The organism is Gluconobacter japonicus (assembly GCF_002723975.1).
GTDB lineage: Bacteria > Pseudomonadota > Alphaproteobacteria > Acetobacterales > Acetobacteraceae > Gluconobacter > Gluconobacter japonicus.
In genome coordinates, this window is record NZ_BEWO01000005.1 from 159,073 (window position 1) to 184,100 (window position 25,028).

26 protein-coding genes, 3 tRNA genes and 1 pseudogene are annotated in these 25,028 nt (G+C 54.8%); 18 read left to right on the forward strand and 12 right to left on the reverse strand.

What is annotated here, in order from left to right; all coding sequences use genetic code 11:
* Positions 1–5: 5 nt before the first annotated feature.
* Positions 6–1,880: a hypothetical protein gene (locus GJA01_RS05200; RefSeq protein ID WP_062504388.1), complete on the forward strand. Its 1,875-nt coding sequence runs from the start codon at positions 6–8 to the stop codon at positions 1,878–1,880.
* Here GJA01_RS05200 and GJA01_RS05205 read toward each other — a convergent pair.
* Positions 1,862–2,986: an acyltransferase family protein gene (locus GJA01_RS05205; protein ID WP_253783341.1), complete on the reverse strand. Its 1,125-nt coding sequence runs from the start codon at positions 2,984–2,986 to the stop codon at positions 1,862–1,864. The genes GJA01_RS05200 and GJA01_RS05205 overlap by 19 nt on opposite strands.
* 122 nt (positions 2,987–3,108) lie before the next feature.
* On the opposite strand from GJA01_RS05205, the gene GJA01_RS05210 reads away from it, so the two are divergent.
* A tRNA-Val gene (locus tag GJA01_RS05210) sits at positions 3,109–3,183 on the forward strand.
* A gap of 330 nt (positions 3,184–3,513) precedes the next feature.
* Positions 3,514–4,128, forward strand: coding sequence for a YitT family protein (locus GJA01_RS05215; RefSeq protein ID WP_062015317.1), 615 nt, complete (start codon positions 3,514–3,516; stop codon positions 4,126–4,128).
* Between the two features lie 15 nt (positions 4,129–4,143).
* On the opposite strand, the gene GJA01_RS05220 is transcribed toward GJA01_RS05215, so the two are convergent.
* On the reverse strand, positions 4,144–5,580 hold the full coding sequence (locus GJA01_RS05220; protein WP_062504392.1) for a sensor domain-containing diguanylate cyclase: 1,437 nt from the start codon (positions 5,578–5,580) through the stop codon (positions 4,144–4,146).
* A 357-nt stretch (positions 5,581–5,937) separates the two neighbouring features.
* Between GJA01_RS05220 and GJA01_RS05225 the strand changes: the two genes are divergently transcribed.
* The gene (locus tag GJA01_RS05225) at positions 5,938–7,416 is read left to right on the forward strand and encodes an MFS transporter (protein WP_062504393.1); all 1,479 of its coding nucleotides are present in this window, start codon (positions 5,938–5,940) and stop codon (positions 7,414–7,416) included.
* A gap of 341 nt (positions 7,417–7,757) precedes the next feature.
* Here the strand turns inward: GJA01_RS05225 and GJA01_RS05235 are convergent, their stop codons facing one another.
* From GJA01_RS05235 to GJA01_RS05245, 3 genes are all read right to left on the reverse strand, one after another.
* Positions 7,758–8,357, reverse strand: a complete 600-nt coding sequence (locus GJA01_RS05235) for a nucleoside 2-deoxyribosyltransferase (protein WP_062504397.1) — start codon at positions 8,355–8,357, stop codon at positions 7,758–7,760.
* A 64-nt stretch (positions 8,358–8,421) separates the two neighbouring features.
* Complete coding sequence (gene xylB / locus GJA01_RS05240) at positions 8,422–9,882, reverse strand: xylulokinase (RefSeq protein ID WP_062504432.1); 1,461 nt, start codon at positions 9,880–9,882, stop codon at positions 8,422–8,424.
* A 111-nt stretch (positions 9,883–9,993) separates the two neighbouring features.
* Positions 9,994–10,875: an N-formylglutamate amidohydrolase gene (locus tag GJA01_RS05245; protein WP_062504399.1), complete on the reverse strand. Its 882-nt coding sequence runs from the start codon at positions 10,873–10,875 to the stop codon at positions 9,994–9,996.
* Positions 10,876–10,952: 77 nt separating this feature from the next.
* On the opposite strand from GJA01_RS05245, the gene GJA01_RS05250 reads away from it, so the two are divergent.
* Positions 10,953–11,027: transfer RNA gene (locus GJA01_RS05250), tRNA-Val, on the forward strand.
* Between the two features lie 101 nt (positions 11,028–11,128).
* Here the strand turns inward: GJA01_RS05250 and GJA01_RS05255 are convergent.
* The 3 genes from GJA01_RS05255 to GJA01_RS05265 form a co-directional block, all read right to left on the reverse strand.
* On the reverse strand, positions 11,129–11,296 hold the full coding sequence (locus tag GJA01_RS05255; protein WP_216634305.1) for a DUF2256 domain-containing protein: 168 nt from the start codon (positions 11,294–11,296) through the stop codon (positions 11,129–11,131).
* Between the two features lie 93 nt (positions 11,297–11,389).
* On the reverse strand, positions 11,390–11,596 hold the full coding sequence (locus tag GJA01_RS05260) for a cold-shock protein (RefSeq protein WP_010501677.1): 207 nt from the start codon (positions 11,594–11,596) through the stop codon (positions 11,390–11,392).
* A gap of 350 nt (positions 11,597–11,946) precedes the next feature.
* Complete coding sequence (locus GJA01_RS05265; RefSeq protein WP_010501675.1) at positions 11,947–12,201, reverse strand: hypothetical protein; 255 nt, start codon at positions 12,199–12,201, stop codon at positions 11,947–11,949.
* 600 nt (positions 12,202–12,801) lie between these two features.
* On the opposite strand from GJA01_RS05265, the gene GJA01_RS15230 reads away from it, so the two are divergent.
* The gene (locus GJA01_RS15230) at positions 12,802–12,957 is read left to right on the forward strand and encodes a hypothetical protein (RefSeq protein WP_164473950.1); all 156 of its coding nucleotides are present in this window, start codon (positions 12,802–12,804) and stop codon (positions 12,955–12,957) included.
* A 22-nt stretch (positions 12,958–12,979) separates the two neighbouring features.
* Here GJA01_RS15230 and ruvX read toward each other — a convergent pair whose 3' ends face one another.
* A complete protein-coding gene (gene ruvX, locus GJA01_RS05275; RefSeq protein WP_062504400.1) occupies positions 12,980–13,471 on the reverse strand; it encodes a Holliday junction resolvase RuvX in 492 nt (163 codons plus the stop codon).
* A gap of 67 nt (positions 13,472–13,538) precedes the next feature.
* On the opposite strand from ruvX, the gene gatC reads away from it, so the two are divergent.
* The 5 genes from gatC (at position 13,539) to GJA01_RS05300 (ending at position 17,640) form a co-directional block, all read left to right on the forward strand.
* Positions 13,539–13,826 (forward strand): Asp-tRNA(Asn)/Glu-tRNA(Gln) amidotransferase subunit GatC, encoded by a 288-nt coding sequence (gatC, locus tag GJA01_RS05280; RefSeq protein ID WP_062504434.1) that lies wholly within the window; start codon positions 13,539–13,541, stop codon positions 13,824–13,826.
* Positions 13,826–15,313 (forward strand): Asp-tRNA(Asn)/Glu-tRNA(Gln) amidotransferase subunit GatA, encoded by a 1,488-nt coding sequence (gene gatA / locus GJA01_RS05285; protein WP_062504401.1) that lies wholly within the window; start codon positions 13,826–13,828, stop codon positions 15,311–15,313. Before gatC ends, gatA begins: the two co-directional genes overlap by 1 nt.
* Complete coding sequence (gatB, locus tag GJA01_RS05290) at positions 15,310–16,767, forward strand: Asp-tRNA(Asn)/Glu-tRNA(Gln) amidotransferase subunit GatB (RefSeq protein ID WP_062504403.1); 1,458 nt, start codon at positions 15,310–15,312, stop codon at positions 16,765–16,767. Before gatA ends, gatB begins: the two co-directional genes overlap by 4 nt.
* Positions 16,768–16,862: 95 nt before the next feature.
* Positions 16,863–16,954: transfer RNA gene (locus tag GJA01_RS05295), tRNA-Ser, on the forward strand.
* 347 nt (positions 16,955–17,301) lie between these two features.
* Positions 17,302–17,640, forward strand: a complete 339-nt coding sequence (locus tag GJA01_RS05300; protein ID WP_062504404.1) for a helix-turn-helix domain-containing protein — start codon at positions 17,302–17,304, stop codon at positions 17,638–17,640.
* A 62-nt stretch (positions 17,641–17,702) separates the two neighbouring features.
* Here the strand turns inward: GJA01_RS05300 and GJA01_RS05305 are convergent, their stop codons facing one another.
* The 3 genes from GJA01_RS05305 to GJA01_RS05315 all read right to left on the reverse strand — a co-directional run bounded on the left by GJA01_RS05305 (position 17,703) and on the right by GJA01_RS05315 (position 20,196).
* Positions 17,703–18,326, reverse strand: coding sequence for a hypothetical protein (locus GJA01_RS05305; RefSeq protein ID WP_062504406.1), 624 nt, complete (start codon positions 18,324–18,326; stop codon positions 17,703–17,705).
* A gap of 120 nt (positions 18,327–18,446) precedes the next feature.
* Positions 18,447–18,668, reverse strand: a complete 222-nt coding sequence (locus GJA01_RS05310; protein ID WP_034881387.1) for a hypothetical protein — start codon at positions 18,666–18,668, stop codon at positions 18,447–18,449.
* A gap of 190 nt (positions 18,669–18,858) precedes the next feature.
* Complete coding sequence (locus GJA01_RS05315; RefSeq protein ID WP_062504407.1) at positions 18,859–20,196, reverse strand: MobA/MobL family protein; 1,338 nt, start codon at positions 20,194–20,196, stop codon at positions 18,859–18,861.
* 208 nt (positions 20,197–20,404) lie between these two features.
* On the opposite strand from GJA01_RS05315, the gene GJA01_RS05320 reads away from it, so the two are divergent.
* The 7 genes and pseudogenes from GJA01_RS05320 to GJA01_RS05350 form a co-directional block, all read left to right on the forward strand.
* Entirely contained in the window at positions 20,405–20,866 is a 462-nt protein-coding gene (locus GJA01_RS05320; protein ID WP_062504409.1) for a conjugal transfer protein TraD, read from the forward strand.
* Positions 20,867–20,883: 17 nt separating this feature from the next.
* Positions 20,884–21,153, forward strand: a complete 270-nt coding sequence (locus GJA01_RS05325) for a hypothetical protein (protein WP_062504410.1) — start codon at positions 20,884–20,886, stop codon at positions 21,151–21,153.
* A gap of 68 nt (positions 21,154–21,221) precedes the next feature.
* A pseudogene (locus GJA01_RS05330) lies at positions 21,222–21,516 on the forward strand (type II toxin-antitoxin system Phd/YefM family antitoxin).
* The gene (locus GJA01_RS05335; protein WP_062504413.1) at positions 21,513–21,896 is read left to right on the forward strand and encodes a type II toxin-antitoxin system VapC family toxin; all 384 of its coding nucleotides are present in this window, start codon (positions 21,513–21,515) and stop codon (positions 21,894–21,896) included. The pseudogene GJA01_RS05330 and the gene GJA01_RS05335 overlap by 4 nt, the downstream one beginning before the upstream one ends.
* A gap of 147 nt (positions 21,897–22,043) precedes the next feature.
* Entirely contained in the window at positions 22,044–22,616 is a 573-nt protein-coding gene (locus GJA01_RS05340; protein ID WP_062504415.1) for a recombinase family protein, read from the forward strand.
* A gap of 58 nt (positions 22,617–22,674) precedes the next feature.
* The gene (locus tag GJA01_RS05345; RefSeq protein WP_062504417.1) at positions 22,675–24,192 is read left to right on the forward strand and encodes a type I restriction-modification system subunit M; all 1,518 of its coding nucleotides are present in this window, start codon (positions 22,675–22,677) and stop codon (positions 24,190–24,192) included.
* Positions 24,189–25,028 (forward strand): restriction endonuclease subunit S (locus GJA01_RS05350; protein ID WP_174694500.1); only part of this gene is annotated, 840 nt, incomplete at its 3' end. The genes GJA01_RS05345 and GJA01_RS05350, both read left to right, overlap by 4 nt.

The window sequence follows — 25,028 nt, forward strand, 5'->3', positions numbered from 1 at the left end:
CCTCTATGCTCGATATCCGCACGTTCGGTCCACAGGGTGGCAATGTGCTCTACAAGGCGCTGGCCCACCCGCTTGCCGCCGAGGCGCTGACGCGGATGGAGCAGGACTTCGCCGGGCAGACGATCGCCATTTACGATCCCGAAGATACGGTCCGGACGCTGGTGGCCCTTTATCCTGGCCTGCGCCCCTCTGTCGTTCTGGTTCATGATACGGAACAGGTCGGCCAGCCGGACGGATTTGGCGGTGCGCGAAAAGCCCTCGTGGACCTGCCGCATGTGGATGCGGATATCATCCTCGCGCTGTCTTTCGACGATGCAAAAATGCGTGGTCGGCTGGACTCACTCCTGAACGGCCGCGACCTTCACACACTCGCGCCTGCACGCCTACCGGACGACATGATCGTTCGTGGCCGTCCGTATCTCGACAAGCTGAACTTTGCGACGAATTTCGCATTTTTCCGGGATGATGACCGCTTCTCCACGCGGATCGTCACGGCGAACTACTGGTCCAATTACGGCGCACAAAACCTGCGTTACTGGCTGCGCCTCTATGACGGAGCAGGGAAAATCATCGCGCAGTGGGAACAGCCCGTTGAACACGCCGGCGCTGGCATCACCATCGACAGTGCGGATATCCGTAAACGCTTTGGTCTTCCTGCCTTCATGGGACAACTGTTCATCCACGTCATTGGTGCCCGCGGGCATGACGTCGTGAAATATGCGCTCGACGTGTGGGGCAAGAACGGCGATCCGAGCCTCTCAGTCACACATGACGCCAACGCCTGGCCGTCTGTGCGCTATGCGACGCTTCCCGCTCCTGAAGCCGACGAAACCCTCACGGTCTGGGTACAGAACAGCCACGCCACGACCATTCCGGCTGGCGCCATTACGTTCAACCCAATGGGCGTGGACGATCATCGGGGCGTGAATCGTGCGATCGGGCCATTTGAGACGGTGGCCGTTAATGTCGGGACACTTTTCCCAGGACTAGCTTGGCCATCGCAGCTTGAAATGCGGTCTGGCCGCCACCTTGTGCGCCCCCGCTATGAAATCGAGCAGCGTGGAAGAACGCGTATCGCGCATCTGAACGTCGAGCGGGACAATATCCGTCCAGACCCGGCTATCCGGAACTTCGCACCCTCGCTGGGCCGTGGGTTCCTTCTGCCATTCCCCATTCTGGACCCGGCGAAGTTCGAGAGCTTCGTTCAGCCCAACCCGATGTCCGAAGCTCTGGAAACACTCCCCGTTCGGCTCGATATTTTCGATGAGGCTGGCCAGCCCGTCGGCTCGCATTTCCTCGGAAATCTGCCCCGCGACCATTCCACGGCGATTGCCCTGCATGACCTGACCGATCGTCCGGGCCATGCAGATATGGTCTATGATTTTCGCGATGGCGGAGAGGCGGATGGCTGGCTTCATGCCCTGATGCGCTATCGTAACCGCGACACGGAGCACGCCGCCGAGACCAGCTTTGGCGCCCACATCTTCAACACGCTGATGACATGGCGCTCCGAGCCGCAGTCCTATTCCGGACCGCCGCCGGGCCTGACGACACGCCTGTTCCTGAAACTCGGCCATGATGCACTGCGGAGTTTCTGCTGCCTGATCCACCCGGCCTCCATCGAAGGCACCAGTCCGTCCGAAACGGTTCTGCTGCTTCATGCCGCAGATGGCAGCCTCATCGCGGAGACCACCATCCACATTCAGCCGTCAGGTTCCTTCATGGTCCGTCCACACGACCTGTTCGAAGGCGCGCATCTGGAGCGGGCTGGCGTTGGCGGATATGTTCTGATCCGCGATCTGACGTGCCGACTGTTCGGCTATCATGGTCTCGAAAATGGCGAGGGCGGCTTCTCTCTCGATCACATGTTCGGGTTCTGAACCAGCACCCGCCGTCGGAACCGGGAGGCAACTTCCCGGTCCAGCAGGAGAGCGACCGGGCGGGAGAAGAAACGGGACACCGCTTCTCCCAGCCCCCAGATCAGCACCAGACAGATCGGATAGACGATCCAGCCCATACTTTGCGGCCAATGATTGTGTTTCCAGATCCGCACAGCCGCCATAACAACGAACATGTGTGTCAGATAAACCTCATAGGACAACTGCCCCATTCGGCGGATCCACCAGCTTCCTGCGCCTCCTTCGAAAGACCTCCAGCCACAGGCCAGAACCAGCATGGCAATCCCGGCGTAAAAGATAGCGATCAGACCATTCGGGAGCAGGCGCCACCAAGACATCGGTCCCCACATCTCCGCCAGCATCATGACTAAGCCAACAGCCCCCATGACAATAGGCCAGCGCCCTTTGGGTCGGTAATTGGCAGCAATAATCGCCATGAGGACGCCCATCGCGATGGTTCCGACACCGGTCAGTGTGGCCTGTTCGCGCCAGATTTCGTTGCCATGCAATGTTGCCCTGTAAATTGGCGCGGTGATGGCGAGAGCAACAAGAACCCCAACCCGGATACGACTGTTCAGGTGGCAGAAGAACGGGAAAAAGAGATAGAACAGTTCTTCAATCGAGAGGGACCAGAGCACGGTCCAACCTGCCACGCTCCAGCCATGCCGTGCTTGCCAGACATTGAAGTACAGACCGAACGCAGCCAGTGTCGCACCGGAAAAACTCTGACCCGGCTTCACGAAGCGGTAATCCTCGAAACCGATATAGTCGAGCAGCCCCAACACCGTGACGAGTGCAACAAGGCAGGGCAGGATGCGTGCGGCCCGATGAGCAATGAAGGGCAGGGGCTGGATCCGATCCAGTGCTCCAAAGCGCTGAATGACGCGCGATGCAATCAGGAAGCCCGACAGCACAAAAAAAATGCTGACAGCTTCGCCGCCATTGTAATTCATGCCGACCAGAAGCCAGTGCGGCAGAAAATCACCCAAAGCCGTATGAGCGAGGGGAACACGGATCCCAAGATGGTTTCCAAGGACGAGAAGGATTGCAGCACCGCGCATACAATCCAGAGCCGCATTCCGTTTCATTGCCATTCCCTGTCAGACAAAGTGTTTCTGGAGGCGCAATGAGTTCAAAGAAAGGCGGGCGCGTGGCGAAAAAAGCGTCTTGTCAGAGAGTTGGCCCGCTGATAAAAGCCCGTCCATCGAATGGGCGCGTAGCTCAGCGGTAGAGCACTCCCTTCACACGGGAGGGGTCACAGGTTCAATCCCTGTCGTGCCCACCATTCGAAATTCACTAAAAATCTGCTTCAAAGCTCATATAGTCAGTGAGAACCTTGCTATGAGCATGCCTCTCCCGGACGCTAAAGCATAATTTCAAAAACAGGCTCGCCCGAGAATCGTAACCTGCACCATCGTGCAGGCTCAAACAGCCGCTTATCGCGTATCAGAAGCAGTTTCGAACAAGTCCAGGATGGAATTCTTGAAACAATATTTTCTGATGCGGAATGGGACTGGGCAGTGCGTCAAAGCTGACTTATCTGGCTGAAAACCTCATCCATTCATTTCGTTTTACGGGGTGGATTTTTTTTGCTGAACGGCTGGATTTTCCGGATATGACTTCGCCATACGGACCTGGACTGCGCCATTCTTATGCCGAGGATATTTATGCCTTTCTCATCGGCTGCTCCCTGATTGTCATGGGCCTGATGTGTCTTCACAAGGCCGGCTTGGTCACCGGAGGCGTTGCAGGCATTGCACTGCTGCTTTCATACCTTCTCCCTGTGACGCCTGGAAACCTGTTCACACTCATCAATATCCCGTTTCTGCTGTTTGCAATCCGAGCAATGGGGCCACAGTTCGCCTTCAAAACAACTATTGCGAGTTTTGGTATTACAGTCCTGTCCAGCCTTCTCCCCGCCATCATGACACTTTCCTACATTCAACCACTCTTTGCGGCTCTCTTTGGAGGCACCGTCATTGGCATGGGAATTCTGTCTCTGGCTCGACATCAGGCAGGTGTTGGCGGCACAGGTGTTATAACGCTCTGGCTTCAGAAAAGCCGCGGCCTCAATGCCGGTCGCGTACAGATCATGATTGATGCTGCCATTCTCGCTGCCTCAGCCTTCTTCCTGCCATGGGAGAAAGCTGTACTCTCCGCCATCAGTGCATTTGCGATGAGTAGCGTTCTCGTGGTCTTCCACAGACCAGGCCGCTATATCGGCCATTAAAAACAAATTCCGACATCAGGAAACGTGAACAGCACGTTCCTCCAATAGCGACGAGGATAGCGCAACCTGATTTCGTCCGTTGGACTTGGCTTGATAAAGCGCTGCATCTGCCTGCGCCAACAGGTCACGAAACTTCAAATCCTCTGTGAGCCACTGAAACGCGACACCGATACTAACAGTCATATGAATAAACGTATCCGAATTCACTGGAATAAGGATTTTCTCAACAGACTGTCGGATCTTTTCAGCCAGACAGATCGCTTCATCAAGCACTCCAACCGAAATGGTAAGCGCAAACTCCTCGCCTCCGAGACGGCCACAGATCTGCCCTTCGGATAAGATATCCGAGATCGCTTTAGCGACTGCCTCCAGAGTATTGTCTCCAACAAAATGACCGTATGTATCATTAATTCTTTTAAACTGATCAATATCAAGCATCAGAATAGAAATCCCTGAAGCAGATTTCTTTTTTTCTCTCTCAATGAAAGACTCACTCTGCTCCAGATAGGCCTGTCGACTCAAAACTTTTGTCAGACTATCCCAAGTAATGGATTTATTCAGGCGCTCGACTAAAGCACGTTGAGTTGTCATGATTGCAGTAACAGTCAATGGACCAAGTACCAGGAACGACAATCCCAGGCGGAAGGAAACGATTCCCGCAAGATGCGGATATGCCTGGCCGAAATTCAAAAGCCCGGCCTCGACTATCCCCATCACAGAGACGTTAAAAATCAGAACAATGAGGCACAACGGTAGAACCGTGTAGCTCAAGGCACACCACAGCAGGGCAGGAACCGGAAATGCTATAGCCCCCGGGCCACCCGTAAGAGTTGCAAGAACAACAGATATAGCCAGACTTGCTGCCGGAGCGATATTCACACTGCGAAGATTGAAAATCTGGTACCAGTGACGGAGGGTCTGTCGGGAAAACCATTCCCGGCCTGAAAAACACACAGGCAACAGGACCAGATGACGATTCAGTTCACTGCTGAACCACAGAATAAAGCGGCTCCATGTCGTCGTCCCGGGAAGGGATATTGCAAGAAGTGTTCCGACAGATGCGGAGGCCCCCGCAGCCCCGCTACAGACCAGCAGAAGAGAGAGAACTGATTTAGGTCCCTCAAGCCCATTCCCGCGTTTTCTGAATACTCTGAACAGAAGATATCCGGCACAAACACCCGCCAGATTAGCGGATGCAAGCCAGACATTGACCACAAACCGGTCTTTCATGACCCAGCCTGCCAGCAAGTAGCCAATGCAGGCTCCTAACCAGCCAGCCCAACGGTCAAGTTGGCGATAGGTAATCATCATCCAGAGTAGCAGCGCATTCGCTGGCCATATCTGGGCAAGCTGACCAAAATGTCTGGAGTAAATACCGATTACAGCAGCAGAAAATACAATTCCGCCAACAAGGAATGCAGGAGTGTATTTTTCTACGATCCGGGACAACATACGACTTTAAATTGTTCCTGAGATTAAAGAGTAACAGAATGGATCTACCTCAATAACCTTTTATAATATCTTAAGATATTAGATCAGAACAAACAACCAATCTTTTGTTTCATAAAACAATTTGCATAAGGTTAACAAAAACAAAATTAATCGTACTCATCATAATTTCTTTCACACTGTATCTGGAAATTAATTCAAGAACTCTTGCAACACCTTATTGATTTTCTTCTCTCTGGTACAAACAGATCGAGAAAATGTGAGCCCTCCACGCACTTTTTGCCACCGCAACGTCAAACTCCCTGCGTTTCCTACAGCATCAATCGACTATCTAAACGTAAAAGCAGAGAGGGGACTGACTTGCAGAAAAATGTTCAGGACTTCCATTCTTCCATCAATGCCTTCCACAATGGAAAGCCACTGGAAACGAATATCCCTGCGCGCCTGGACCGGTTACCCTGGTCCCGGTTTCATATGCTCATCGTCATCGCACTGGGGATCACGTGGATCCTTGATGGACTGGAAGTAACCATCATCGGCTCCCTTGGACCATCCCTACAAAGAGCAGATACGCTCCACCTTAGCGCCGAAGGCGTTGGTCTTGCCTCTTCTGCCTACGTAACAGGCGCAGTCCTAGGTGCTCTTGTTTTTGGTTGGATGACAGATCGACTGGGACGCAAACAGATTTTCTTCCTGACACTCGGACTGTATGTCCTTGGTGTAGGTGCATCCGCCTGCGCATGGGGGACGGTTAGTTTCGCTCTTTCCCGCATGGTGACAGGTCTCGGCATTGGCGGAGAGTACGCCGCAATCAATTCAGCCATTGATGAACTGGTGCCCGCACGTCTGCGTGGGCGTGTTGATCTCATGGTCAATGGAACATTCTGGGCAGGTGCAGCGCTCGGAGCCTTGGGGTCCATAGCCCTTCTAAACACCACTGTTTTCCCCGTTGCCATCGCATGGCGGGTCTCCTTTGCCATCGGAGCCATGCTTGGTCTCATCATTCTTTTTCTACGGGCTTTTGTTCCTGAAAGCCCTCGTTGGCTGATGACGCATGGCCGCATACAGGAAGCCGAAGCAATTGTTTCCAGAATGGAAGCCCATTCATCAAACCTTGAAAGCAGCAGTGCGCTTCCGAAAGTTCTGATCTATCCCGCAGGCGTCTTCATGCCACTGGATATGATCCGGATCATGTTGAAGGATTATCGCGGTAGAACATTTTACGTTCTTGTTTTGATGATTGCACAGGCCTTTCTCTACAACGCTGTGTTCTTTACCTATGGAATGGTTCTAACCACTTACCTGTCCGTCCCTACAGGGCATGTGGGTTGGTATATTCTTCCCCTGGCTCTTGGAAACCTCCTCGGACCACTTCTTCTGGCGCGCTGGTTTGATACGATCGGTCGCCGTCGTATGATTGGAACAAGCTACGCGCTTTCGGGGCTGCTCATGATGATCGTGGCCTGGGCCATGCACGCCTCAATATTGACTGCGCTAACCCAGACACTGGGCTGGAGCGCTGTTTTCTTTTTTGCATCTGCAGCAGCTTCTTCTGCCTATCTAACCGCCAGCGAGCTTTTCCCACTTGAAATGCGCGCTTTCGCGATCGCGGTTTTCTATGCACTGGGAACATTATTTGGCGGCGCAGCAGCCCCCGTGCTTTTCGGATACCTGATTGAAACGGGTCAACTTGATTCCGTTGTTGCAGGATATGTTTTTGCAGCCGTTCTTATGATTTGCGCCAGTATTGTGGCGTGGATCTTCGGCGTTGATGCCGAGAATAAATCTCTCGAAGAGGTGGCTCCGCCGCTATCGAGTTTTCGATCCCATATGCAATAAACGGCTACCATCCCGGGCCATTCAGAGAAGAAGGGCCGGCCCCAGTGCCCATCCCTGAGCCAGCCCCGAAACCGGAACTCATCGACATGCTCCCATGGACCTTTCCGTCTTTCTGAAAAGCAGAGGAGAGGTCTGTTCCCGAGCGGTCGCTTTTGACGGGCCTTAAAAGATCCGCCCGAGTATCTCTTCGCTGAGGCTCTGCGCAGCCAGAAAGTCCCAGTAGGGCAATCAGCATCAGACCAGAAGTGCGCACCGCGATTTCCTTCATGCAAAGACAATGATCATCAGCCCCGCAAGTAAGTCTGACGATCATTTGTCCTTACCAGAAGGGCTGTGATCTCTTAACGGCCCAGACGCTCAGAGAGACGTTTTGCAGCCTTCCGAAACGCTTCATAAAAATCGGCATCTACCGCAATTTGTCCACCGGAAAACCCGATAAATCCATCAACCATGCCGTTCTGGTACAACCCCTCGGAATGCGCCAGCATTCCATCCGGATCCTCCATACTCCCCGAAGCGGGGGCCCCATCTTCTTTCCGTGCACGAAGCGGTTCCCCCCAGGCTTCATGCCAGTAAGCTTCGACCTTTTCAGGATAAAGCCGACCATCCACAGTGTAGCCTTCCATCGGCTTTCCCAGACCGTGCATGTAGCCAATTTCTACCGCAGTCCCAGGGTCCATATCCGCTGAACGACGGAATGGATCTACGCAAAACAACCCGCCATCACATTGATCCATCAGTTCGCGATCCGCACGAACGAAAGCCAGAATGGTCTCCCGCCCCGGCGGCATCAGCCTTGCTTCAGCCTGCCCGTCAAAAGGGGCGATACCTTCAAGGCCTACCTCTGCACAGATGGCTTTAAGACGTTCGAAAAGAGAGAGCGCATCCGGCCGAAACACCAGATCACCGGCCAGATAAACGGAAGGAAATTTTGCCTGCATATGACCGGGATTATCATACCGGCATCACAGGCAAAACATCTTCTTTTCGGCCTGTTTGGTGTATTCAGGCGTCCTGAATTCCCCGAAGAGCAGGATAGAGACGACGATAGCGGCTATAGGCTTGATCGTAGGCGTTCTGTAATTCCGGGACAGGATCAGTGGCAGAAACCCGCTCCGGCGGTGTGCACACACTCTCCACACTTTCACCCGTTGCAGCAATTCGGGCCAAACGCGCCGCACCAAACGCACCTCCATGCTCCCCATGTGCAAGGCTATGCAGCCGCAAACCAAGAACCGAAGCAAGAATAGCAATCCAGAACGGGCTACGAGACCCACCGCCAATTACATCGGCTTCAGTGATTATGGACCCGGAAGCCGTCAAACCTTCCAGAGCATCACGAAAAGAGAACGCGACCCCTTCAAGCACAGCCTGCGTCAATTCTGCCCGGCTCGTATCATGGGACAATCCAACAAATCCGCCCCGGATGGTCCCATCATTATGAGGTGTTCTCTCTCCGGACAGGTAAGGCGCAAAAAGAACAGATGACGGGCGGGCAGGGCGCTCTGGTAACTCAGCCAACAGATCGCGTTCCGTCACGCCACACACTTTTGCCCACCAGGCAAGAGACGCAGCAGCAGAAAGTGTCACCCCCATCTGATGCCAGGTTTTCGGTACGGCATGACAGAAAGCATGAATGGCAGACTGATGCTCTGGCCTGAACTCATTGGTTGTCACCCACACAACGCCTGAGGTTCCCAGAGAAACGAAAGCATCCTCATTGCGAATAGCGCCAAGGCCTACCGCTCCGGCAGCATTGTCTCCGGCACTTCCCGCAAATACAGGCGCAGACGTCATGCCCCAACGGTGCGTCAGATCTTCCTTCAGAACACCGGCAGGCTCCGTTCCTTCACAGAGAGTTGGCATATTGGCCAGCGTCAAACCCGTGGCCTTCAAAGCCTCGACCGACCAGGCACGCTTTCCAACATCCAGCCAGAGCGTCCCCGAGGCATCCGACATGTCTTCGATCATCTCGCCAGTCATCCGGTACCGCAGCCATGCTTTTGGAAGCAAAACATGACGGATTCTGGCAAAAATTTCGGGCTCATGCCGTGCGACCCAGAGCAGCTTTGGAGCGGTAAAGCCCGGCATGGCAATATTGCCCGTCACTTCACGACTGAGCGGGAACCGTTCCTCAAAGAGTGCACATTCCGCTTCTGCACGCGTATCATTCCACAGAATGCACGGGCGTAAGACTTCACCAGATGCGTCAACCAGGACCGCGCCATGCTGCTGTCCTGAGAGACCAATGCCACGGATCGCCGCAACCGCTTCAGGATGCTGACCGTGCAGTTTATCAATGGCGCGACAAGCGGCTTTCCACCAGTCTTCCGGATCCTGCTCGCTCCACCCCGCATGAGGCCGGCTAACCGTCAGGCTCTCCGTATGGGATGCAACTTCATGCTGGTTTTCATCCACCAGCAAAGCCTTGATTCCGGATGTCCCGACGTCAATTCCCAGAAACATGCACTTGTCCAAACTCAGATTCAAAAACACGCCTTTAGGGCATACTTCCGGCTGCTACTCACCGCAATTTTAAGTGACTGTCCCAATCTTCCGGATGCCACAGAAAAGCCATCACGAGGCTGACTGCACTCTGGAAGGGGCGTGCGAGGATAGCCGGTCTTCCACAAAGTGAGAGAGCGTCTCCAGAAGGGCCGCCATATCGCTCTGAACCTGCTGGAAACCACGCGATGGTTGTAAAGTCGCAGGATTCAGATACCGCGAGCGGCAGATCTCCAACTGGATGGCATGTATTCCTTCATGGGGACGACCATAATGACTTGTAATGTATCCGCCTGCATAAGGAACATTCCGCCGAACCTCATATCCAAGCTGACACAGAGATTGCTGCACAATGTCCGTAAGGTGCGGGGAACAGGATTTTCCATGCATATCTCCGATCACCATGTCACACGCACGAGCCTGGGGGAGAGGTGGCATTGAATGTGCTTCCAGCAAAATCACGAAACCAAACTGTTGCTTTAGTTCCTTAAGCAATCTGTTCAGGCTCTCATGGTAAGGGATCCACGCTAGCTGCAACCGCCGATGAATTTCTTCGACAGGAAGGCAATGAGTGTAAATCGGCCGTCCCTGAGAAGCACATCGCGGAATAACACCAAATCCCGCCCGGACTTTCGCACTCTGCACAAGACCTTCACTCGGCAGTGCGGGACGGAACATTCCCGGATCCAGTTCCCGACAATCCCGGTTCACATCACACCAGACACGCGGAAATTCTGTCGTCAGCAGCGTACCGCCCATCTCAGGGGTATAGTTAAACAACCCGTCAACGAACCTGTCTTCTGTCTGCTGAAGCTCCCGTAAAGACAATCGGGTCATCTGAAGAAAATCGGGAAAATATTTTTCTCCGGAATGGGGAGAGGAAACCACAATCGGAATGGCAGTTTTCTGAGGTTTTTTAATGATAACAGCAGGATAGGGGGGAAGGGTCGTCATAACCTCGGTGCATTTTTTTCATTTTTGGGGGTTGTCACCCCGAACTGATACAGCTAAACACCGCCTCACCGGATCGGGGGCGCATAGCTCAGCGGTAGAGCACTACCTTGACATGGTAGGGGTCACAGGTTCAATCCCTGTTGCGCCCACCACCCGATCCGGTCAGAATTTTCCTAAAAATCTGCAAATCAAAGAACGCTCTAATCAGCGTCTTTTCCAAGCGACTCTGTAGCCCCTTAACAAGCAAAAATAATCATACTTCGCGCTTGGCTCGCTTACAGGCTTCTGAACAATATCTGACCTGATCCCAGTCCTTGGCCCATTTCCGACGCCAGGAAAACGGCCGGACGCAAACAGGGCAAATCTTTTTGGGCAAATGAGCCTTAGCAGGCTTACGGTCAATTTTTCCCTTACCGCGCACAATTTTTTCAGTTCTTGAGAATATCCACGCGCAAAGAATACAAAAAAGCCGCCCAAACAGGCGGCTTTTTCTACAGGCAAGAATGCCCGGACGTCATGCGACCTTGAGAGCGACCGCAGACTTCTTGCCGTTACGGCCAGCTTCGACCTCGAAGGAAACCTCCTGGCCTTCGTTCAGAGTCCGCAGACCTGCACGTTCAACTTCAGAAATGTGAACAAACACATCCTGAGCGCCACCTTCTGGCTGAATGAAACCGAAACCCTTGGTCGGGTTGAACCATTTTACGGTGCCTGTTGTCATAACGAGGCTCCTTATTAGAAAGGCGGTCGCGCGCAAAACACGCACGCAATCATAACTTTTAAGGGAAAAATTGATGCAACGCGCATCCATGATCCGGATAAAAGCATCCGCCAATGACGATATATATTTAAGCGAGATACAAATGCAAGAAAAACATAAAATATACTGAAAATAATGTTGTCATTATAAAACGAGAAAGAACCCAAATATTTGAAACGCAATATTTTTATCATTCAATTCTCAGACGGATTTTTAGAAAAATAATTTTCATCCGCTTGAATTTTCTTTGAAAAACAAAAAAAGCCGGACCACCTCCACGGTGGACCGGCTTTTACAAAACTCAAAGAAACTTACTCGCCGTCGTTGAATTCGTCTTCTTCACCGTCATCATAAAGAACTTCTTCGACAGTGATAGAAAGAGTGTCATTCTCGCTCAGAAGATCAGCAACCGCGTTGGCTTCATCTTCTTCTTCATAGAGTTCGGCATCACCTGGATCCGAAACCCACTTTTCCGCAGGATTCCAGAACTCATCGTCCCCATTCTCCAGCTCGCGGCGGATCAGGTAACCTGCAACTTCGTCACCAGCAATATCTTCATCGGCCATGATAATGGTCCTCCTTAGCGAGAGGAGAGGCTCTTTCATGTGTGGTGTCAATTCCTTTGAAAGCAGAGAATCTAGCCGTACCGCCTCATGAAAGATGAAACATTTTCGACAACAGCGCAGAAAGGCGCTTTTTCCATCTTTTCATAAACCACTCTGATCAGACTGATAAATTTTTCCCCTTGGAACGGGATTTTTCTACCGCTCACAGTTCAAATAGGGTATATTTGGTCCAGATTAATGGAGGGCAGTTTAATGGTCGACAAAATCTCCAGCCTCTCTCTTCAAGACAGAATTGATGAATCCATCAAAGGTGGAATGCTGGAAGCCTGCGCCAGACATTCGGATATGTTTCTGAAGCCTCGGTCACACATGACACCGTCTGTCCTTCTCTGGACAGTGAGCACCCCTCCGGTACACACGCAACCAGACCTCCATGAGACCCTGAAGGCGTGTCTACCCGTGCGAGACCAACATTGAGGGCACAAATCTGACTGACAAGAAACAATAACAGAGAGAAAATCCTCTCATTGACCATAGTAAACGGAGTGATGAGCCATAATTTACTCGCATCACTCCGAGGCCTGTCTTATGCTTTAGAGTATGACAGACCAAACCGATTTAGATGATGCTGAAGACGATGTCGCACTGGATGCCACAGAGGAAGGAGAGTCTTTGCTCTCCAGCCTTATGCTTCCGGTCTGTATCCTGATTGGTCTCTCTATCGTCGGAATTCTTATTGGTCTCAGCTTCATGTAAAGATGCACTCGCATCAATTTTGCTAGTCTTGGAAAAAAATCTGAACAGACTCAGGCTTGGTCGCATCCAACCAGCCTTGAAGCATGTAGGCAGCAGCCATCTTATCCACGACTTCAGCGCGTCGACCCCGAGTCATATCTGCATCCTGAATCAAAAAACGATTCACCGCACTCGAAGACAACCGCTCATCCCATAAACACGCAGGCACGCCCAAACGTTCGGAAAGAGCCGTTGTCCAATCCGATGCCGCGCGCGCTGCAGGGCCAAAAGATCCATCAAGTGACAATGGCAATCCGACAACAATCGCCCCAACATCCTGACGCTTGACGATCTCTGCAAGCTCCTTCGCATTTTCTCCAAGTTTGCGCCGTTTCAGGCCAATCAGAGGGGAGGCGAGCATGAGAGAAACATCTGTCACCGCGACACCGATCGTCTTCGATCCTGGGTCTATCCCGAGGATGCGCTGATCAGTTTGAAGGACATTACGGAGGTCATGTGGATTGAACAGGGACATATCCCGGCGTTATGATCCGTCTGACGGCTGAAAAGCTACCATAATTTCCTCTTTTTCAGGAATGTTCATGTCGCTCGACGCGAAAACGGTCACGCGCATCGCCAGATTGGCGAGAATTGGTCTCGAACCGGGAGAGGTTAACGCTCTCGGACAGGAGATGGGTTCCATCATCGACTGGGTGGAACAGCTTAACGAAGTGGATGTCACGGATGTGCCGCCCATGATCGGCACGGGCCTAGCCAAGCCGCGCCTGCGAGAAGACCGCGTCACGGACGGTAATCGCCGTGATGACGTGCTTTCCAACGCTCCGGACCGTGAAGGTCCGTTCTACACGGTTCCGAAGGTGGTCGAATAATGTCCAGCATGCATGATTTTACGCTGGCTTCTGCCCGGGATGCCCTCAAGGCCCGCAAGATTTCCGCCGTTGAACTGACGAATGCTCATCTTGATGCCATCAAGCGTCTGGACGGCCGCCTCAACAGCTTCATCACTCGCACGCCTGATCAGGCTCGTGCAGCCGCCAAGGCTGCCGATGAGGTTCTGGCGAAAGGTGAGGGCGGACCGCTAACGGGCATCCCCCTCGGCATCAAGGATCTGTTCTGCACGAATGGCGTCCGCACCACTGCTGCCAGCAAGATCCTGGGCAATTTTGTCCCCCCCTACGAAAGCACGGTCACGTCCAACCTGCTTCGTGACGGTGCAGTCTTTCTGGGCAAGCTGAACCTTGACGAATTCGCCATGGGCTCCGCGAACCTGACTTCCGCTTTCGGTCCGGTTGAAAACCCGTGGAAGCGCAATGGCTCTGATGCCAAGCTGGTTCCAGGTGGCTCTTCCGGCGGCTCTGCTGCGGCTGTAGCTGCTGGTCTGGTCCTGGGCGCGACGGGAACCGACACAGGCGGTTCGATCCGTCAGCCCGCCGCCTTCACAGGCATTGCCGGCATCAAACCGACCTATGGCCGCTGCTCCCGCTTCGGTACGATCGCTTTCGCAAGCTCGCTGGATCAGGCTGGACCGATGGCTCGCAACTTGCAGGATTGCGCGATTCTTCTGAAATCCATGGCAGGTTTCGATGAACGGGATTCCACAAGCGTCGACACACCCGTCCCAGACTACGAAGCGGCCCTGACGCGCGGCGTCAAAGGTCTACGCGTTGGAATTCCCAAGGAATATCACGCTCCGGGCATGCCTGCAGAAATCGAGGCACTCTGGCAGCAGGGTATCAACTGGCTGAAGGCGGCTGGTGCGGAAATCGTCGATATTTCTCTGCCACACACAAAGTACGGTCTGCCAACCTATTATATCGCTGCACTGGCAGAAGCCTCGTCCAATCTGGCTCGCTATGATGGCGTTCGGTTCGGTGAACGGGTCAACGGGTCTTCGCTGGATGCACTTTACGAGGCTACCCGGGCAGCAGGCTTTGGCGAGGAAGTGAAGCGTCGTATCCTCATCGGCACGCATGTTCTGTCGTCGGGCTATTACGATGCCTATTATCTGCGCGCGCAGAAGGTCCGTACCCTGATCCAGCGAGACTTCCTGAACGCCTACGAAAATGTGGACGTTATCCTGACGCCGACCGCTCCATCCGGTGCCTTCGCGCAGGACGAAAAGCCAACCGACCCCGTGCAGATGTACCTCAACGACGTCTTTACTGTCCCGGCAAGTATGGCTGGCGTTCCGGCTCTGTCCGTTCCTGCCGGTCTGGACGCACAGGGTGTTCCGCTTGGGCTTCAGCTCATCGGCAAGTTCTTCGACGAAGAAACACTGATCGCCGCAGGTCACGTCATTGAGCAGGCTGCGTCCTTCACCCACAGACCCGCCATCCATGCAGGAGTGTCGGCATGAGCTATCGTATCACCGGCAACACCGGCGAATGGGAAATCGTCGTCGGGCTGGAAGTTCATGCCCAGGTCATCAGCAATGCCAAGCTTTTCTCCGGCGCCTCCGCCTCTTATGGCGGCGAGCCGAACACACATGTCAGCCTGATTGATGCAGGCTTTCCGGGCATGCTGCCTGTTCTGAACCGGGAATGCGTCGCGCAGGCTGTTCGCACGGGCCTTGGTCTGAATGCACAGATCAATCTGTTCAGCCGCTTCGATCGCAAGAACTATTTCTATGCCGATCTTCCAACCGGCTATCAGATCAGCCAGTTCGCTCATCCGATCGTGGGTGAGGGCAAGGTACTGGTCGATCTGGCAGACGGAAGCACACGTGAAATCGGCGTCACGCGTCTTCATCTTGAACAGGACGCAGGCAAGTCTGTTCACGATCAGGACCCTACGCGCTCTTTCATCGACCTGAACCGTGCAGGCGTGGCGCTGATGGAAATCGTCAGTGAGCCAGACATCCGTTCCCCGGAAGAAGCAGGCGCCTATCTGCGCAAACTGCGCCAGATCCTGCGCTACATCGGAACTTGCGACGGCAACATGGAAGAAGGCTCCATGCGTGCAGACGTGAACGTCTCCGTGCGAAAGCCGGGCGAGGAGGGATATCGGACCCGCTGCGAGATCAAGAACGTCAACTCGATCCGCTACGTCATGCAGTCCATCGAGGTTGAAGCACAGCGCCAGATCGAAATCTGGGAATCTGGCGGAGAAGTCGATCAGGAAACACGTCTGTTCGATCACGTCCGTAGCGAAACACGTTCGCTGCGTTCCAAAGAAGACGCGCATGATTATCGCTACTTCCCGGACCCGGATCTTCTGCCACTCGTCATCGAACAGTCCTGGGTGGATGAGCTGAAAGCGGCCCTCCCGGAACTGCCAGAAGCCAAGCGCGAACGCCTGGAGCAGGACTACGGTGTCAGCCGTTATGAAGCCAGCGTCCTGACCGCAGAGCAGGCCGTCGCAGACTTCTACGAGACCGTTGCAAAGGGGGCAGATGCCCGTCTGGCCACGAACTGGATGCTCGGAGATTTCTTCGCAGCTCTGAACCGGACTGGCCGTTCCATCGAAGACAGTCCGGTTAGTGCAGAAGGTCTGCGAGAGCTTCTGGCTCTGATCTCGGACTCCACGATCAACGGAAAGATCGCCAAGGAAGTCCTTGAAGATATGGTGGAAACCGGCGAATCGGCTTCCGCAATCGTTGAGCGCAAGGGGCTGCGTCAGGTCACGGATACCGGAGCGATCGAGACGTCTATCCGCGAAATCCTCGCGGCGAATACTGACAAGGTTGCGGAATACAAATCCGGCAAGGACAAGCTATTTGGCTTCTTTGTAGGCCAGACAATGAAGGCCATGAAAGGAAAAGGTAACCCGGCTCTGGTCAACGAAATGCTGAAAAAGCTTCTTTCAGAATAAGACGCAAAAAAAAGTGTCTTGGGGGGTTTGACGACAGCGCCGTTCCCCCCTAAGAACGCTCCTGCAAACGCGATGTAAAAATCACGTTTCAGCGCGGAGGGGTGGCCGAGAGGCTGAAGGCGGCGGATTGCTAATCCGTTATACGATGTAAGTCGTATCGTGGGTTCGAATCCCATCCCCTCCGCCAACATAATCAAAAGACATCATATAAATCAGTATGTTGTGACTGGGTCGTTTTTCACTCCCATCATCCATCCCACCTTATGGTTTGCGGTTTCCTGCGGCGTTGGGCGGCTTCAAACCGCGTCGAAACGATTTGTGTTGGCAGAACGCCGTGTGTTCTGATAGAACGAAACGCAAATTCGCCGAGGAGCCTTTTCGCCCAATCCCCCGATAGAACATCACACGACCCTTTTCGATGAGGGTAATCTACCTCCCCAGCCAGCCCCAGCTAATCACCCCAGCTCCTCGGCAAGGTGGTTCGATAAGACGGTCGATGGTCGATCGACCGTCTTGGCTTGAGGAGTGCATGCGGTGCACGACATACAGACGTCTGACCCTCTGGGGCCCTTCATCACCCGGCTTGAGGCCGCGCATATCTATCTGCGATGCCATGTTGCGACGGTCGACCGTTACGTCGCCGAGGGGCTCCTCCCGAAGCACAAGTTTGGCCGGAAGACGCTTTTCCTTCTGGCGGACGTCCTCAAACTGGTGATCCGGGCGGATGTCCCTGATACGGGCTCAGGCGGACCTTCCGGTTCAACGCGTCGTGGCCGCGCCTGTTCCCGGCCGCTTCCAGTGGCCCTGGAGACACTCATTTTCTATGTGATCGCTGTGGCCTTGCTGATACGATTTATCATGCTCCATCATTGACCCGGAGCCGACGGGGGCGTGGCTGATGCACGCCCCCGTTCGCCTTCACTGAAGTCAGGCGCTCACAAGGCTTGAGCTCTGGCAAAAGCCTGACCCAGACGCGTCGTCAGCACGACAGGATCGCACACCTCATCAATATGAAGGATTTCGACCGGAGCCGTCCCGACATAGCGAAGCAGGCGCTCCTCGATAGCATCACGGAGTGCTTTGGCGTCTTCCGAGACCGAGCTCCCGTCACGGGTGACGGTGCCGACCACTTCGAGATAGAGCGTGGGCTTTCCTCGGACATAGAGCCCGAAATCGGCCCGCGCCTGCACAGCACTCTCTCTGACGGGCGGCTGGACCATCACACGCATCGCCTGCGGACAGATGCGCTCGATCCGGCGATAGACAGCCAGTTCCACGATGGATTCAATGCGATAACCTTTGATCCGGACATCGCTCTGCCAGACCGGCAGGGTCGTATGGCGTTGGGCGACGGCCTGACGGAAGGCCTTCCACAAAGGCTTGTCCCGGTTGTAGCGGTCGACCAGAGCGCGACCGCCATCGCAGAACGCGAGCATCTGTTGCGTCGGCGTGACGAGAAGCTCCTTCGACAGAGCGGCATAGCGGTCCAGATCCTCGTCGCGGAAAAGATTGCGGGAGACCCAGTTTGGTAGGACATTGTTCAGGTGGTCGTTGATCATGACGATAATCCAAAAGGGCGCACGTCTCCCTCGGGTCCATGAGCCCCGATGCAAAAACGCGCGAATTGTAAGGGAAGAAAAAAGCTGTCGGCAGCCTGCTGCAGGTCTGGCGTGAAGCGCTCAGTCGCGCTTTACGGCATCACCGCTCAGGAGTGCGTTGGTCAGGTGCCTGAACTTTCGGCGGATGTGACGCGTCAGCACGACGGTCCCTTCGAGGACCGTGCCGTCAGCGTCATTCCCCCCGAGGCATTCGCTGATCGCGAAATCCAGGAGGCCGTGTAATGCGGCGATCTGCATGATGTCCGCTTCCGCACGGGATGATAAAATTGGGCGTTGAGACATGAAGATTTTCTCGTTCGATGTTGAAGGAACGAGGCTCACACCCATACAACCCAACACACTTCAGAAGACAACAAATCCTCTGGGGAATTACGGGTATGAGACCTCACGACGAGAAAAGACAAGAACCCTCGAAACACCGCTCAGGCCGTCATACAGAACGACCGCACTACAGGAATAAAAAATCCCGAAATCAGAAATCCATATTCCATCCTCGGGCTTTTCCTGTGGCGGCTTGCCGTTCGATTTCATCCTGCGCTCTCGATACGGCATCGCGTCCCTGCTGCGCATTCTTGACAGCCCGTCGGTCGGGCACGGGTTCGAGCCCATGATGAACAATGATTTTGAGCGTCTCTTCGATCGTGCCCCGGGAGGCACGCGAGAGGTTCCGGGCCAGGCTTTCGATCGCGACGTGCCCCACCACCACGTGATTGTAGATCCTGGGGTCCGGAATATGGACTGAGCCCATGAGAACCTCCGGAATGACGGCACCTATCCGCTGCGGCATGTTGATGCGGAGCGTGGCGGCGCCAGCGGATGCACAACCGTAATGCCGGATCAGGCGCTCGAGCTCCTCGGGGCGCCTCAGACGTGCATCGAACAATGCCTGAGCCCGCTCTCTGGCCTGAAGAACGACGGCGTCGTCACCGCGTGTCGACTGAGCGACCCGTTCCTTCGTTTGTCTGGCCAGTTCCACCGCTTTTTTGCGGCGAACCTTGTCCAGCATACGCGCGAACTCGTCCCGATCATCCCAGCGCGTTCTTGCCTGAAGGGGCGTCTCGCGTATCATGACCATGGCGTCGGCGCGCGCTGCCGCCTGTTTCGCGGCCATCCTCAATTTGAATGCGGCACCGCGTGCCCGGCCCTGGATCTCACGGGCGCGGACGAGGGCTTCGGGGTTTTGACGCCTGATCGGTTTCCGGTCGATCCCCTGGTCGCTCAGAGATCTCGGGTCGACCAGAGGCAGACCCGCAGCTTCGAGTTCCCGATTGAGCTCGGACGCCCATTGCTCACGGATGCCGAAGACGATCTTCTCTCGTTCCTTTTTCGGCCCCTTGCGCGTGTTTTTCCGGACTCCGCCCGAGCGCGGGTGTTTTGGTCGATACCGCGCAAAGAACTGGGCCTCCGACCGGTTGACGCTGTCGAGCGTTCGCGGACTGACGAGAGCATGAAAGTGCCGGTTTTCTTCATAGTCACGGGCAACATCACAATGCTCGGCGAGCGTATAGGGACGACCCTGCGCCAGCGTCTGGCCGAAGCGCTCCCGCAGGCGCGCCACAGCCTCCGGACTCAAATTGCGTGGCACGGCGAGAATGAATGAGTCAGCAGCGTTGCCGGTTTCCCGCCGTTCCACCGCATCCCAGAACATCCTGGCGGAGGTCGCCCAGGCAGGAAGGTTGCCGGACTCAACAACGACAAGGTCGTCCCGATCCCGGTAGACACCTGTTCGGGTGATATAATCCACGCGATCGCTCAGGGCGCTCGGGCCGAAGTTTTTAATCCGGAAATGGAAGTGCGCTGTCGTCTTCATGGACCTCATTCCGAAGATAAAAAGACACAAAATGCTGGCATGCCGCCGGCCGGGGTATGGGGGGTTTCCCCCATCACGCGACTTTATCAAATCCGGAGCCGAAGGCGGGAGGATTTTATGAAGTCACTAGCGTGCCTTTTCGGATTTAATTTCACCGATCACTGGTAAAATAGGGATGCGAATCACTTTCCGCTCGGAGGATCGTCCAGTGGCTCAGAATATCTGGGGACACCCTAAAAATCAGGAACTCATCTCGGAAATCAAGAACGCTGATATTTCGGTGCTCAAGGGACGTCGAAAAAAGATCAGGGACATTCTAGCGCTCCCTGAGATGTCAGTGGACGATCGGGAAACTGTGGTCGCCCTTCTTGAGGCTGAACGGCTTCGCGTGGAGGCGCGAGAGGCTGCCAGCAAAGCGGCCAAAGCCCAGAAGCGTTTCGAGGATCAGGAGCGGGCGCAACGAACACGCAAGCTCATTCTTCTGGGAACCGCTGTCCGAGCGGCCAAATTGCCTGAAGGCAATCGAGAGCGCCTGCTCGCGGCACTACTCATGGTGAAAGAAAGACTGGCCGGAACCGATCCCAAAAATCCATTTCCTAATATGCCTGAGCCCTATCTGGACCAAGCGCGGCAGATTATTGCGAAGGAAAAAAAGAAACGTCAATCCTAGGCTGGGAAGCCGAAGCCATGAGATATTTCGTCTATTTCGAGGACACTCAGGAACACATCCGACAGGCGACGATCAAGGTCGACGGCGAGCCTTCCTCCTATCTTCTATGCGCTCAAATTCGGGTTCTCATGCCAGAAGGCCATTTTTTTCTTCTGCTGGTCACTGACCGAGGCGCTCCTGTTCTTGGGCCTCGCCAGTTCGACAAGGTCCTTCGTACTGATGAAGGAATCGAAGCCTTGGCAAAAGAACTCGAAAAGCACCTGGTGCTTCGGTTGAACGACGACTGAAAACGCCGCATTAGATCTACAATGTCTTTCTGCATTTGCCGCTTGCTCTTCTCCTGTGTGTACATGATATGATGACACAGGAGGTATTGCATGAGCGAACAGCTTTCTGGCAGCCAGAGTGCGCCACTGAAAATTGGGGTGCGGGAGTTCCGAGGCAACCTGACCGCCTACCTTCGACAAGCGCGGCAAGGCAGTACGATCCTGGTCACATCCCATGATGAGATCGTCGCTGAACTGCGCCCACCGTCCCCGTCCTATCGTCCCCGTCGCCAGCCAGGTGCGCTGCGCGGGCGCATCAAGTTGAGTGATGGTTTCGATGAGACGCCGCAAGATGTACTCGACAGCATGGATGGGAGCTTGTGAAGGTTCTGCTCGATACACATGCGTTGCTATGGTGGTTATCAGATTCAGAGAAACTGGGACCAACAGCACGGGAGATCATTGCGGATCCGGCCCATGACATTCTGGTGAGTATTGTCTCGCTCTGGGAGATCGCGATCAAAATCCGGATCGGGAAACTGGACGCAGATATCAACGAGATCACGGATGCTATTCCGGCGGAAGGGTTCACGCTGCTACAGATTACTCTCGAGCACCTGAAAGTCCTGATGGGACTACCCATGCATCACCGTGATCCCTTTGATCATCTGCTTATGGCGCAGGCACTAAGTGAGCAGGCATCATTTCTGTCCGGAGATAGCCAGATGACGCATTACTCAATCGACAGGATAAACTGTTCATAGTTGTTCGGTTGGTTTCTTATTAAATAGCGCATATTGTCCGGAAAACGGTAGTTTTCCGAACGCACCAAAAAATGGCATCCGGGACTATCCGAACCTCAATTGTCGAGTTAACATTCCCGTCAAGTTTTCAACGTCACGGTTGTGTCAATGAACCAGCGGATCGGCTACGCACGGGTCTCGACGGAAGACCAGCATCTGGACTTGCAGCGCGATGCGCTTCAGCAGGCCGGATGCCATGTCATCTATGAAGAAGCGGCGAGTGGTAAGAACGCTGGGCGGTTGGAGCTTGAGCAATGTCGTAAGGCTCTCCGTGACGGCGATACGCTCGTGGTGTGGCGGTTGGATCGGCTTGGGCGCAGTCTGCCTGACCTCGTGCAGATCGTCGCCGAACTGGAACGCTCTGGAATTGGCTTTGAAAGCCTTACCGAGAAGATCGAGACAAACAGCGCTGCGGGCAAGCTGGTCTTTCACGTCTTCGCAGCCCTGGCAGAATTTGAGCGCAGCCTGATCCGTGAGCGCACACATGCCGGACTTGCCGCAGCGCGTGCCAGAGGCCGCTTAGGCGGCCGCAAGCCCAAGCTGGGAGAGAAGCAGGTGCGCGAGATCAAGGTGCTGTTACGCGACCCGGAAATCCAGGTTGCCGACGTAGCCAGACGCTACGGCGTGTCACGAACCACCCTTTACAAACATGTCGGTGTCGTTGCCCCACGACACCGGTGATTTTCATTGCGCACAGCCGACCCCAAGGAACCATAAGAATGCTGTCCCGGAGACCACATTGAGCATCGAAAAAACCCTCTTCGCCGCCGCCGACAAGATGCGCGGTGCAATGGACGCCGGGGAATACAAGCACATCGCGCTTGGCCTGCTGTTCCTGCGCTATGTCTCCGAGGCCTTTGCACGGCGGCATGATCTGATTGCCGAGGAGGGCGGCGATCCGGAAGACCGCGACGAATACCTAGCCGAAAATACCTTCTTCGTCCCGCCGTCTGCCCGCTGGTCTTCACTCGCTGCGCAGTCCAAAGACGCCCGGATCGGCGTCATGATCGACGACGCCATGCGTGAGATCGAGGCGGAGAACCCCAGTCTTAAAGGCGCGCTGCCCAAGGTATTCGGTCGCGAGAGCATCGACCGCGCCATGCTGTCCGGCCTGATTGATCTGTTCTCGAACCTCAAGCTCGACGGCACCCGCGCCGATTTCGACCTGATCGGGCGCATCTACGAATACTGCATCGGCGAATTCGCCAGCAGCGAGGGTAAGCGCGGCGGAGAGTTCTACACCCCGAAATCGGTGGTCGATACTCTGATCGAGATGATCGAGCCGACGCGTGGCCGTGTCTACGATCCGTGCTGCGGTACGGGCGGCTTCTTTGTGCAGTCCGAAAAGTTTATCGATGCCCATCAGGGCCGCACTGACGACATCGCCATCTATGGGCAGGAACGCAACCACACCACCTTCGGTCTGGCGCGCATGAACCTGGCCATCCGTTCCATCTTCGCCGATATCCGATGGAATTCCGAAGGCACACTGTTGCGCGACGAATTCCCGGATGAGCGTTTCGACTACATCCTTGCCAATCCGCCGTTCAACATTTCGGACTGGTCGGGCAACCTGCTGCGCGAAGACGCCCGCTGGCGCTTTGGCGCACCGCCGGTTGGCAACGCCAACTTCGCCTGGATCCAGCATATCCACGCGCATCTGTCTGCCGCCGGGATCGGCGGCGTGGTCATGGCCAATGGTTCCATGTCCTCCATGTCTGGCGGTGAAGGTGAAATTCGGCAGGCGCTGGTGCAGGGCGATGCGGTGGATTGCATGGTCGCCCTGCCGGGGCAGCTATTCTACGGCACCCAAATTCCGGCCTGCCTGTGGATTCTGGCTAAGAACAAGTCCAACGGCATCGCCATGAATGAGAAACTGCGCGATCGGCGTGGTGAGGTGCTGTTTATCGACGCCCGCAAGATGGGCGCGCTGGTGCCGGGCTCGCGCAAGCAGAAAGAGCTATCGACGGACGAGATCCGCAGTATTGCTGCCACCTATCACGCGTGGCGTGGCGAGGCGCGCGAGGGGACATACGAGGACGTGCCCGGCTTCTGTAAGGCGGCAACGCAGGCCGAGATCGAGGCGCATAATTTCGTCCTGACACCGGGCCGTTATGTTGGTGCAGGCGCTGCGGAGGAGGACGATGAGCCTTTCGAGGAAAAGTTCGAGCGGCTGATGGGCGTCTTGCAAGAGCAGTTTGCAGAGGGGCGGCGGTTGGAGGCGGAGATCGAGGTTCGGTTGGGGGAACTCGGATGAGTGACTGGTCGTCCGAAAGGCTCGGAGATGTCGTTCGCTTCAAAGCCGGGACCGGATTCCCTAGAGACATGCAGGGAAAGCGCTTTGGGGACCTTCCGTTTGCGAAGGTGAGTGACATGAACAGCCCAGGGAACGAGCTTACTTTGTCTTTTGCGGAGAACTATATTTCGCGAGATGAAGCCAAATCCTTGAAGGCTTTCATTCATCAGCCTGGGTCAATCGCTTTTGCGAAGATCGGAATTGCACTGACTACAAACCGTAGACGGCAGATTACCTGCCCATTGGTTCTCGATAACAACATGATGTCCGCAGAGCCTTTGACAGGCAAAATTTATCAAAAATTTGCCTATTACTTGTTATTAACCTTAGACTTTAACTTAATCTCGGCTGGCTCTGCGCTGCCATACCTTACGGTCGGAAGCCTCAAGGATATTGCCATTGCACTTCCGCCCATGGCGGAACAAATGGTAATCGCTGAAACGTTGTCAGCTCTGGACGACAAAATCGAGCTGAACCGCAAGACGGCGGCGACGTTGGAGGAGATGGCGCGGGCGCTCTATCGCTCGTGGTTCGTGGATTTTGACCCGGTGAGTACCCGCGCCGAGGGGCGCGCGCCCGCCTACATGGACGCCACCACCGCCGCACTCTTTCCCGACAGCTTCGGCGAGGATGGGATGCCAAAAGGGTGGTTGCAGAAAGAGTTTTCGGGTTACTACCGGGTTCTCGAAACCGGAAAGAGGCCTAAAGGCGGCATCAAGGAAATTGCTGAAGGTGTGCCAAGTATCGGCGCCGAAAGTATCAAAAATATCGGTATATTTGACTATTCAAAGACAAAG

Bases quoted from the DNA above. Each gene is read 5' to 3' on its own strand.
- GJA01_RS05200 (WP_062504388.1), top strand. From the start codon at position 6: ATGCTCGATATCCGCACGTTCGGTCCACAGGGTGGCAATGTGCTCTAC.
- GJA01_RS05205 (WP_253783341.1), bottom strand. From the start codon at position 2,986: ATGAAACGGAATGCGGCTCTGGATTGTATGCGCGGTGCTGCAATCCTT.
- GJA01_RS05215 (WP_062015317.1), top strand. From the start codon at position 3,514: ATGACTTCGCCATACGGACCTGGACTGCGCCATTCTTATGCCGAGGAT.
- GJA01_RS05220 (WP_062504392.1), bottom strand. From the start codon at position 5,580: ATGTTGTCCCGGATCGTAGAAAAATACACTCCTGCATTCCTTGTTGGC.
- GJA01_RS05235 (WP_062504397.1), bottom strand. From the start codon at position 8,357: ATGCAGGCAAAATTTCCTTCCGTTTATCTGGCCGGTGATCTGGTGTTT.
- xylB (WP_062504432.1), bottom strand. From the start codon at position 9,882: ATGTTTCTGGGAATTGACGTCGGGACATCCGGAATCAAGGCTTTGCTG.
- GJA01_RS05245 (WP_062504399.1), bottom strand. From the start codon at position 10,875: ATGACGACCCTTCCCCCCTATCCTGCTGTTATCATTAAAAAACCTCAG.
- GJA01_RS05260 (WP_010501677.1), bottom strand. From the start codon at position 11,596: ATGACAACAGGCACCGTAAAATGGTTCAACCCGACCAAGGGTTTCGGT.
- GJA01_RS05265 (WP_010501675.1), bottom strand. From the start codon at position 12,201: ATGGCCGATGAAGATATTGCTGGTGACGAAGTTGCAGGTTACCTGATC.
- GJA01_RS15230 (WP_164473950.1), top strand. From the start codon at position 12,802: ATGACAGACCAAACCGATTTAGATGATGCTGAAGACGATGTCGCACTG.
- ruvX (WP_062504400.1), bottom strand. From the start codon at position 13,471: ATGTCCCTGTTCAATCCACATGACCTCCGTAATGTCCTTCAAACTGAT.
- gatC (WP_062504434.1), top strand. From the start codon at position 13,539: ATGTCGCTCGACGCGAAAACGGTCACGCGCATCGCCAGATTGGCGAGA.
- gatA (WP_062504401.1), top strand. From the start codon at position 13,826: ATGTCCAGCATGCATGATTTTACGCTGGCTTCTGCCCGGGATGCCCTC.
- gatB (WP_062504403.1), top strand. From the start codon at position 15,310: ATGAGCTATCGTATCACCGGCAACACCGGCGAATGGGAAATCGTCGTC.
- GJA01_RS05305 (WP_062504406.1), bottom strand. From the start codon at position 18,326: ATGATCAACGACCACCTGAACAATGTCCTACCAAACTGGGTCTCCCGC.
- GJA01_RS05310 (WP_034881387.1), bottom strand. From the start codon at position 18,668: ATGTCTCAACGCCCAATTTTATCATCCCGTGCGGAAGCGGACATCATG.
- GJA01_RS05315 (WP_062504407.1), bottom strand. From the start codon at position 20,196: ATGAAGACGACAGCGCACTTCCATTTCCGGATTAAAAACTTCGGCCCG.
- GJA01_RS05325 (WP_062504410.1), top strand. From the start codon at position 20,884: ATGAGATATTTCGTCTATTTCGAGGACACTCAGGAACACATCCGACAG.
- GJA01_RS05340 (WP_062504415.1), top strand. From the start codon at position 22,044: ATGAACCAGCGGATCGGCTACGCACGGGTCTCGACGGAAGACCAGCAT.